Below are 3,895 nucleotides of genomic sequence, written 5' to 3' on the forward strand. Positions count from 1 at the left end.
AGCGAGGGTCACTTCCTGCGATTTAAAAGGCCGTGCCATGAGCAGGAAGTGACCCTCGCCTTCGCGGTGGGGCCGGCGCCGCACCCATCCACTCACTTGGGTGGTGAACCCTTCCTTGTGGTGCCCGCGCGAAAACCCGCGCCCCGGCGAATCGGTGCCGGAATCACCTCTGTGCGATTGAAAGGCGGCAGCCGCTAATCCGCGGGACGGGCGGCGAGGCTCAGCCACGCACCCGTGAGCAGGAGTGCGACGGCCACGGCCTGGGTCCAGTGCGGCGTGGCACGACCGAACGCCAGCAGCAGGCCCGTCGACAGCAGCGGTGCCGCGTAGGACAGCGTGCCCAGCACCGCGATGTCGCCGCGCTTGGTGCCGATGTCCCAAAGCCAGAACGCGATCCCGGTGGGCCCCAGCCCGAGCAGTCCGATCAAGGCCCACTGCCCCGCGGTGGGCGCCACCGTGGTTTCGAAAGCCAGGTGCGCAATGCCGCCAAGTACACCCACCGCCAGGCAGGACCCGGCCATCGCCGCACTGGGCACCGCCTCGAAGCGGCGGTTGAGCACCGAATACAGCGCCCAGATCAATGCCGCCCCGAGCGCGGCGGCGTAGCCGGGCACGTGCGCCGGATCGATCTGCAGCGATCGCCCGCGCGTGACCAGCAGCGCCGCGGCCGCCAGCCCCAGCACCGTGCCCAGCCACTGCCCCGGGCGCACGCGCGTGCCGCCGATGCCTGCCGCGAACACCACGATCAGCAGCGGCCACAGATAGTTGATGAGGTTGGCCTCCACCGCCGGCGCGCGCTTGAGCGCGATTAAATACAGCGCGTGGTACCCAAACAGCGCGCCGATACCCAGCGCGCCGGCCGCCCACGGCTGCCTCAGCGCCGCCACGCCAGGCCCACCGGGCCGGAGCAGCAGCGCCACGCCGGCCAGGCCCGCAATGCCGAACCCCATGGCCAGCAGTTGGAAAGGCGGGATCGTACCGGTGGCGGTGGTCAGCACCGCCAGCGACGACCACAGCAGCACCGCGGCGAAACCCGCCAGCGTGGCGCGACCGCGTCGCGTCACCCGCGTGAAGCCTCGTCCTCGAGGCCGATGTCGGTGGACGCCGCGTCGTACACGGCCTGGTCCAGCAGCCCGGTTTCCTTCGCCACCAGCACCGGCACCAGCACCTGGCCGGTGACGTTGGTCATCGTGCGCATCATGTCCAGCACGCGGTCGATGGCGATCAGGTAGCCGATGCCTTCCAGCGGCAAGCCCGCCGAACTCAGCACCACCGTAGCCATCACGATGGCAGTGCCGGGCACGCCGGCGGTGCCGAAGCTGCCCAGCACCGAGGCCAGCAGGATGATGAAGTACTGCGACGCCGACAGCTCGATGCCGAAGTACTGCGCCACGAACACCGCCGTCAGCGCCGGGAAGATCGCGCCGCAGCCGTCCATCTTGATGCTGGCGCCCAGCGGCACCGCGAACGCGGCGTACTCGGGCTTCACGCCCAGGTTGTGGGTGGCCGCGCGCAGCGATGCCGGCAGCGCCGCGAAGCTCGACGAAGCCACGAACGCGATCTGCATGGCCGGGAAGGCGCCGCGGAAGAACTTCAGCGGGTTCAGCCCGTGCGCCAGCAGCAGCCCGCCGTAGACGAACACGATGTGCAGCGCGCAGGCCAGGTAAAGCGCAAATACGAACCCGCCCAGCGGCAGCAGCCGCTCGAAGCCGTAGGTACCCACCAGCGCCGCGATCAGGCCGAAGGTGCCGATCGGCGTGAACTCCAGCACGAAGCGCGTCACCTGGATCATGGTCTCGCTGGCCTCGCCGGCCTGCGCGCGCAGCCGCGCCGTCTTCTCGCCCAGCTTCACCAGCGCAAAGCCCACCAGGCCGGCGAAGAAGATCACCTGCAGGATCTTGCCCTCCGCCAGGGCCATGAAGGGGTTGGCCGGCACCACGTCCAGCAGCACCGCCACCGGGCCCGGCACCACTTTCTCCACGTAGCCCGCGTCCGGCACCAGCGCGCCCAGGCCCAGGCCCGGCTGCAGCACCAGGGCCACGGCCAGGCCCACGCCCACCGCCAGCGCCGCCGTCACCGCGAACCAGGCGAAGGTGCGGCCGCCCAGCGCCGCCACCGACTGCTGCCCGTGCAGGCTGGCCACGGCATTGATCACCGCGAAAAACACCAGCGGCGTCGCGATCATCTTGATCAGCGTGACGTAAAGCGTGCCCAGGGGCTGGAACCAGGGGCCCGCCTGTGGACCCAGCAGCCAGCCCGCCAGGCCACCCAGCAGGAAGCCGGCCAGCACACGCTGCCAGAACGGGATTCGGAACCAGCGCGTGAGCAGGGCCATGGACTGGCTCGGAAAGGGCAATGGCCGAAGATACCCAGTCTTGCGCCCGGGGTCATCCGCACACGCACCAACGTACCGTTGCAGGCGATAATGGCGAACCTCCCGCGGGACCCCTCCATGATCCTCATGACTTTCCTGGCCGGCCTGGCCCTGCTCATCTTCGGAGCCGACCTGCTGGTGCGCGGCGCCTCGCGCCTGTCACTGTCCCTCGGCATCGCGCCCCTGGTCGTCGGCCTGACCGTGGTCGCTTTCGGCACCAGCGCGCCCGAACTGGCGGTGTCCGTGAAGGGCGCGCTGGACGGCCAGACCGACATCGCGCTGGGCAACGTGGTGGGCAGCAACATCTTCAACGTGCTGTTCATCCTGGGCGTGTCGGCGCTGCTGGCGCCGCTGGTGGTGGACCGGCAGCTGATCCGGCAGGAGGTGCCGATCATGGTCGGGCTGTCCGCGCTGGTGCTCTGGATGGCGATGGACATGAGCATTTCCTTCGCCGACGGCGCGCTGCTGCTCGGCGCGCTGCTGGCCTACATCGTGCTGCTCTACCGGCAGGGAAAGAACGCGGCGCCGGCCGAGGTCGCCGACGCGCTGGTGTCGAACCCTCCCGGGCTGATGGCAAGGCTGCCGGTGCAGCTGGCGCTGATCGTGGTCGGCCTGGCCATGCTGGTGCTGGGTTCGCGCTGGCTGGTGGACGCCGCCACGATTTTCGCGACGATGCTGGGCGTCAGCCCGCTGGTGATCGGCCTGACCATCGTGGCGGCCGGCACCTCGCTGCCGGAGGTGGCCACTTCGGTGATCGCCGCGCTGCGCGGCGAGCGCGAGATCGCCGTGGGCAACGTGCTGGGCAGCGGCATCTTCAACCTGGGCGCCGTGCTCGGCATCAGCGCCATGGTCTCGGGCACGGGCCTGCAGGTGCCGCCCTCGCTGCTGGCCTTCGACCTGCCGGTGATGCTGGCGGTGGCGATCGCCTGCCTGCCCATCCTGTTCACCGGCCACCTCATCGCACGCTGGGAGGGCGCGGTGTTCCTGGGCTATTACGTCGCCTATACCACCTACCTGGTGCTCAACGCGCAGGAACACGACGCCCTGGACGAGTTCGCGCTGGTGATGAGCACCGTGGTGATCCCGCTGACCGTGCTGACGCTGGGGGCCGTGGCCTGGCGCGAGCTCAAGCACTGGCGCCGGACCCACCCCTGACCCTCAGAACGGCTTGAAATAGACCAGCCACAGCACCGGGATCGCCAGCACCAGCGGCACTTCGTTGAACCAGCGCAGCGCCGTGGGCGACGGCAGCGCCGCGCCGGCCGCGGCGCGCCTGATCCAGCGCCCCGTGAAGATGAAATGCGCCAGCAGCAGCAGCACCAGGGTGAGCTTGGCGTGCACCCAGCCGCCCTTCATGCCGAAGTGCATCCACAGCGTGAGCCCGAACACGAGCGCGATGCCGAACATGACGTGGCCGAAGCGGTAAAGCCGCCGGCCCATCAGCGCCAGCCGGTCGCGGACCGCCGGTTCGGCGCCGGCTTCGGCCAGGTTCACCAGGATGCGCGGCAGGTAGAACACCGT

The 3,895-nt window shown here is 69.8% G+C and carries 4 protein-coding genes; 1 reads left to right on the top strand and 3 read right to left on the bottom strand.

From position 1 onward, the window contains the following. Positions 1 to 194: 194 nt before the first annotated feature. On the bottom strand, positions 195 to 1,064 hold the full coding sequence (locus K0M70_RS03560; RefSeq protein ID WP_290779386.1) for a DMT family transporter: 870 nt from the start codon (positions 1,062 to 1,064) through the stop codon (positions 195 to 197). After that, complete coding sequence (locus tag K0M70_RS03565; RefSeq protein WP_290779389.1) at positions 1,061 to 2,335, bottom strand: dicarboxylate/amino acid:cation symporter; 1,275 nt, start codon at positions 2,333 to 2,335, stop codon at positions 1,061 to 1,063. Before K0M70_RS03565 ends, K0M70_RS03560 begins: the two co-directional genes overlap by 4 nt. Before the next feature lie 117 nt (positions 2,336 to 2,452). Between K0M70_RS03565 and K0M70_RS03570 the strand changes: the two genes are divergently transcribed. Beyond that, positions 2,453 to 3,529, top strand: coding sequence for a calcium/sodium antiporter (locus tag K0M70_RS03570; RefSeq protein ID WP_290779392.1), 1,077 nt, complete (start codon positions 2,453 to 2,455; stop codon positions 3,527 to 3,529). A 3-nt stretch (positions 3,530 to 3,532) separates the two neighbouring features. Here the strand turns inward: K0M70_RS03570 and K0M70_RS03575 are convergent, their stop codons facing one another. Then, positions 3,533 to 3,892: a CopD family protein gene (locus K0M70_RS03575; protein ID WP_290779395.1), complete on the bottom strand. Its 360-nt coding sequence runs from the start codon at positions 3,890 to 3,892 to the stop codon at positions 3,533 to 3,535. Between the last annotated feature and the right edge of the window lie 3 nt (positions 3,893 to 3,895).

The sequence above is a fragment of the Arenimonas sp. genome, from assembly GCF_019459675.1.
GTDB lineage: Bacteria > Pseudomonadota > Gammaproteobacteria > Xanthomonadales > Xanthomonadaceae > Arenimonas.

Excerpts from the sequence above, each read along its gene's own strand:
- K0M70_RS03565 (WP_290779389.1), bottom strand. The coding sequence starts at position 2,335 with ATGGCCCTGCTCACGCGCTGGTTCCGAATCCCGTTCTGGCAGCGTGTG.
- K0M70_RS03570 (WP_290779392.1), top strand. The coding sequence starts at position 2,453 with ATGATCCTCATGACTTTCCTGGCCGGCCTGGCCCTGCTCATCTTCGGA.